Source organism: Bacillus sp. 05T31 (genome assembly GCF_056396725.1).
The window spans coordinates 1-5,557 of record NZ_JBFTMA010000252.1 but is presented as its reverse complement, the minus strand read 5'-3'; the positions used below and the strand labels follow the sequence as shown (position 1 = coordinate 5,557).

Here is a 5,557-nt window from a genome sequence, read left to right as displayed (position 1 = left end):
ACGTAGTTTAGATGAATTTTCAGATGGACCACCTATTTACCCGAAATTATCTAATTACACGATTCTACCTGAAGGGAAAGTATTTATCTATCATCACAATTATTTCATTATGACAGATCGCATGCTTCACCCAATAGATAAAGACATGTTACAAAAACTGTATCTATTAAAGAACTGTATACCGATTTCAAAAACTAGCTTATCCTACTTTAAAATTGGTCCTCCTATTTCATCATATCCATCTCACTTAGCTGAAGAGTACCAAGAAGACTGACAAACGAGATTGTGCCAAGAAGGACTATCCCCATGCCCATCAACTTAAGAAAAGTAAGCACCCCAAAACAAAAAAATGAGCTGTTTTCTCAAAATATCTACCTGTAGAGAAAGAAAGTTTTCATTTAGGGGGTACTTCAAAACCTTAGCTTGCTAGTAGGGGTCACCATCTATCAATATTAGTAATGCAGATAACATCATCCTATCGAATAATAAGAAATATATATAATGCCATACTTCATCATTATTGCATGCTTGTTTCTTTCATCTTTCACAACAAATTCTATATGATAATAGGTGCACTTCTTCTCTTCATGAAGTTTTGATGTACCATTATGACTCTCTCAATTCTGTCAAAACAGTCACTTCTTTTTTTTATTTTTTCTTTCTCAAATAGTTCTGATTTTCCCATTGATTCTTTTAGATTCTGGTGCAAAAATAAAGTAAAAGAGAATAAAGCATATATATTCCTAACGGAATCGTATCTTATGCTACAAGTCCAAACAATTGATGGACGAATTCTTTCTGATTTTGGATAGACTGGTTCCGTAAATTAATCTGTTCTTTTTTAATCATATGCATGGCTTCTACTCCAGAAAGAATGGATATAGCTGTGTCAAAAGATTTGAGCCCTAGCATAGAACGGATACGCTTCTTTATAAAGCGATGATCTTGTTCTACTATATTATTCAAGTACTTTTGTTGTCTAAGTTGCATACCATCAGGTATGCTTTTTTCTTTTTTCAACAGTTCAATTTCTATTGGATAAGCCGGATTCTTATCGACTGTTATCACACGTGGCTTTGATACATGAAAAGACCGCAAAGCTTTCTTGAAAAAGCGCTTTGCAGCCTTTCGGTCTCTTGTTTTGCTTAGACAAAAATCGATTGTGTTTCCTTTCGAATCAACAGCACGGTACAGGTACATCCATTGCCCTTTAACTTTTATATATGTTTCATCAACTCTCCAAGAGTCATGGGTTTGCTTAAGGTGACGACGAATTCGTTGGTCCAATTCCGGGCCATACTGATGAACCCAACGCATAATCGTGGTATGAGAAATAGATAAGCCCCGTTCCTTCATCATTTCCACCAAATCACGAAAACTGAGGTTATACCGTAGGTACCATCTTACCGTTAACAAAATTATATCAGGCTGATAATGCTTCCATTTGAACAAATTTTCCTTTTTCATACTGATCACACACCTTTTCTAGAGTAGTAATATCAGTATGTCCAAGTTTTATAGATTTTTTGCACCAGAACCAGTCAACCCGTTCCTAATCCAAGTGAAAATACTGGAATCCCTATAGGAAGTAGTGCTTTGAAAAACTCCCACTTGTAGTACCAAATAATCTCTAAAACATCCTTAAAACTTGTTGGACCCCACATTCCCCTCACCCCTTATCATCCCCTTAACAACAAACAAGACGGCAGCGCCTACGATAATTGCTATTGGTTTCATCACTACTTCACCAACAATCCTAATTCACGTAGGATTCCTGAGAACTAATAACCATACGCAAAACCTACAATACAAATTCCTGGAGTGTATCTATGTTCTAAATCTTCATTGTACGTTTTCTTATAATAAGCTAGTTTAGAATCAATGTTATGTTTGTCGCTAATAATTACTTCCTCGCTAGGAAATCCATCCATTTCAATCTGAACAACTACATACTCTGCTTCTTCATTTACAGCTTCATTAAAACACTTTTCTAATTCCTCTAATGTTACACCCACCATTAACCTTCTATCTAAATGTACATTTTGCTCAATAAAAAAGAGCACCCACGTCAGTAGATGCTAAAATATGTGAATGGACTTCTCGATGAGCATTGAATAGGATATAAGCGGTTAACTTGTCCTACACTATACTATATGATTTCTTTATCAAAATAGTTCATCAAAAAGGCACCTTATCCAGGTGCCCTTTCGTGAACATAGAGGTAACACTAAAACGCAGCAATAAACTTGATATCGTGGTGTGTCATATCATTCTGTGCTCGATATTCCCTAATATGCTTAATGGTTAATGTGTAATTTCTATATAACAAAGAAAAAAGCACCCTTTTTGGATGCTTTTTTTGTATTTAATCCTTCTTCTCTTTTACCACTAAAGAGAATACATTGTCCAAATTAACCATACGATCTCCAAATCTGAAGAATCTAGCTTCTCTTGCTTGTATAGAATTTTCTATAGCAGCAACTGTTACTGTCTTTTTATACTCAATTTCAAATTCGTGTTGTTTACCATCGACTGCTTCTATGCTTATTATAAATTTTTTCATTTACTTATTCCCCACCTCTCCCAATCTATCTATTCGACAGAAAAGAAGAATATCCTACAAAACAAAAAGCCATCACCGAAGTGACAGCTCCTGAAGGGGAAGAGAGAGAACAAATGGCAATAAGTATCTCTTCAAGCCTCTGCTATTCTAGATACTCTCAGTCTTCTCGTTTATACTCCGTAGAGTCGGCTACTTAATGTCATTTTCGCCAATGTCGAATTATAAAAGATTTATATCCAGACGCATATGTTTCTTCCTACGCCTTGTTTGAACCAACACATAAAACTGTGGGGAATGTTCAGCTGTATTGGCTCAAACAAAGAGCGGAAGCTCTCTGCTCGGTTAATCGTTTAAGAAGAACAGCCTGACTTATATCGGTGATTGTCGGTAGCAATTACTAATATAATTTAGACTTTCCTTCTTTTATGACATGCAGTTCATTCAATCAAACCATCATATCCAATTGGTGCCGATCTAGTTTTAACATAGAAATCAAGAAATCCACATGACAGGCGTGGTTTTACTACCTATGAGCCTACAAACGAAAGGTGGAACGCTTATACACTCAATAAGAAGTAAAATATAAATAATTTCGGGAAGCTCTTATCCCCTCTAGCCTCCGCGTCACCGAGTAACGTTATTATAATGGGAACGCTATCCCCAAAACGTATTCTCTTTTCAAAGAACTGTTTATAGGAATAGCTTATAATTTCCGGCATTTTATTTAGTCCCCAAAAAAGTTCGCCTTTTGTTCGCGTTTTTTAGATAATCCCTAATGCTGTAGCAATCAGTTTCACTGCACTTTGCTTCTTCTCATAGAAGTAAGTCTTCTTGAATAGTAGGTCATGATAAACATCTGAATCTTTTACTCTTTCATTCGTTAAGAACTTCATTGTAATAATGTCTCTTTCTTCCTTATCTAAGATATGGTCCAAAGTCTTCTCTATCTGTTTTACCTTTAATTCGCTTATTCTTCTTGAATTTCGTATCTCTGGAAACAAACTGATTCCTTCTTGTTCCACTTCATTATTGAATCGCATCTTGAGTGCTCTGTATTCCTTTAATACGCTCACTACTTTTTTTTGTACTTTCTTATCATCGATCGCTGGTAATAAAGTTAATTGCCTTTCCATGAAGGAATCCCCCTATTTCTGAATTTGTTTTTTTAACATCACATGAGGTACGTGAAATTTTACTATCTCATTGTTGAATAAGGGAACGATGACTACAATACAGCCCCCACACTGTTAGTCATTGTTCCGCTATCCATTAAGCTGTTTTCTTCTTAGCTGTAATTCCACTACTAAACTACCACCCATCATTTAAATGATCCATTAAACCCTGATACACAAATACATCAAACAACCAAACTTTTTGATTATCTCCAAACCTTGGTTCTTTTCGAAACAACATATATTCTCGTGTACCTTCGTATCTTTTTATAACACTCACCCCTTTATGATCTTGTCCATTCACCTAACTTCTTGTCCCATATCACAACGATTAGCTCTTGTTTGTTTAGGTACTCCCATAACTTCTTACGTAACGGAAATCCTTCATTGATAGCTCGTTTACTTCCTTTCACATCAACCACTTCTACACGCCCATCTGAGTACGTTACTTTAAAGTCCGGTGTAAACTTCATAGCTGCCTTTTTCGACTTCCCTGACTTTGTTATACTGCTTTTAATCTCAAAAGAAGGGATTAATATATAGCTAGGGTGGCACTCTATACAAGTGACTTCACCCTTGCCTTTTAAGTACATGTAATACTCCGACTCAGTTTTAGAATCAAACTATATACCATCAATCATGATCGGCTTGCTCTTAATCTTCGGTTTCCTCTTTTTCTATACTTTCACTTTTTGTTTATTTTTAGGAGGTTTAGTCTTTTCTTTTTAATCAACTGCTAATCTCACTTTCTAATAAAAGAATTATTTTATTAAGTTCTCTATGAATTGTTTTCTTCTATCTCTTGGCTTTCTTCTCTTATTTGACCAATTAATGAAACTACTGAACCGACTGCTTGGACCCAACTCCCCGTAATCACTATAAGTTGTCCATCCTCCTCATCACCTTCCGAAATTCCCTCCACTTTATCCCGACTAGCTTTCAATTCCTCTATCCCACCTATTTCCTGTAATGAATTCCCAGTCGCTTGTAACATATTCCCGACAATGTTATACGATTCATCTATATTTGAACTATCCTCTATTTCCCCACCTATTGATGTAACACCACCTAATGCTTGTATCCAATTCCCTGCAATTACTAATTTTTTTTGTGTTTCATCTTCAAAGTCTATAATGAGTCCTGTTAGAACCGTTACATTACCAATTGATTGGATTTCGTTACCAATCAATTCAAGGGATATTTCTCCTTGTCCATCAGCTTCCAGACCGTTCCCCGTTGCCTGTAATACATTCCCCCATATGTTCAAGTCTTTTCTTAATTCGCTTTTCAATCTTTTTAAAGGTGTACTCCCAATCGCAGCAATAATTGTCCTTACTGCAACAAACCAAGCGCCAACTATCTCCTTAATCGGATCATCCATTCTCAATCTACCCCGTCATTAATTTATTACTTACAGGATATGAATTTGCGCATATCCATGTTAATATCCTACTTCTCTCCCATTGAATAAAACTCAATATTCCGTCAATAATATAGATGACATTAGATTTTTCTCCTTGTTCCCCCTTGGAGATAAGCAGTTAGTTTTTGCTAACTGCTCTTATATTTATAACAAAGATAAGATTCTTTATAATGATTCTTCTTTATTTCTCAATATAAGGAGCCTTGGATTTTCATTAAAACTCCTGTAGTATATGAACAAAGAGTAAGGTAAGAGTTACTCTTTGCCATTTTAGGAGAGGTTCTGTTGGAGACAACAGGACCTTTTTTCGTAAAGAGATGGTTTTGTTTAATTTTTCACCACTAACCACAAAAAAATATCTTATAATCGTTATATACTAAATCAGATTAATAGATTAGG

6 protein-coding genes and 2 pseudogenes are annotated in these 5,557 nt (G+C 35.5%); 1 reads left to right on the top strand and 7 read right to left on the bottom strand.

From position 1 onward, the window contains the following. A pseudogene (locus tag AC1DJR_RS15965) lies at nt 1-274 on the top strand (glycosyltransferase family 2 protein); the annotation flags it as partial. A gap of 485 nt (nt 275-759) precedes the next feature. Here the strand turns inward: AC1DJR_RS15965 and AC1DJR_RS15960 are convergent. The 7 genes and pseudogenes from AC1DJR_RS15960 to AC1DJR_RS15930 form a co-directional block, all read right to left on the bottom strand. Continuing rightward, nucleotides 760-1,467, bottom strand: coding sequence for an IS6 family transposase (locus AC1DJR_RS15960; RefSeq protein WP_477002994.1), 708 nt, complete (start codon nt 1,465-1,467; stop codon nt 760-762). A gap of 74 nt (nt 1,468-1,541) precedes the next feature. Beyond that, entirely contained in the window at nt 1,542-1,664 is a 123-nt protein-coding gene (locus tag AC1DJR_RS15955) for a hypothetical protein (protein ID WP_258550643.1), read from the bottom strand. A gap of 117 nt (nt 1,665-1,781) precedes the next feature. Next, complete coding sequence (locus tag AC1DJR_RS15950; RefSeq protein WP_098169172.1) at nt 1,782-2,015, bottom strand: hypothetical protein; 234 nt, start codon at nt 2,013-2,015, stop codon at nt 1,782-1,784. A 350-nt stretch (nt 2,016-2,365) separates the two neighbouring features. Next, nucleotides 2,366-2,563: a hypothetical protein gene (locus AC1DJR_RS15945; protein WP_002069589.1), complete on the bottom strand. Its 198-nt coding sequence runs from the start codon at nt 2,561-2,563 to the stop codon at nt 2,366-2,368. A 761-nt stretch (nt 2,564-3,324) separates the two neighbouring features. Further along, complete coding sequence (locus tag AC1DJR_RS15940; RefSeq protein ID WP_215561241.1) at nt 3,325-3,696, bottom strand: ArpU family phage packaging/lysis transcriptional regulator; 372 nt, start codon at nt 3,694-3,696, stop codon at nt 3,325-3,327. A 323-nt stretch (nt 3,697-4,019) separates the two neighbouring features. Beyond that, nucleotides 4,020-4,376, bottom strand: a pseudogene (locus AC1DJR_RS15935) (DUF1064 domain-containing protein). Between the two features lie 137 nt (nt 4,377-4,513). Next, the gene (locus tag AC1DJR_RS15930) at nt 4,514-5,116 is read right to left on the bottom strand and encodes a DUF6944 family repetitive protein (protein WP_477002993.1); all 603 of its coding nucleotides are present in this window, start codon (nt 5,114-5,116) and stop codon (nt 4,514-4,516) included. Nucleotides 5,117-5,557 lie beyond the last annotated feature (441 nt).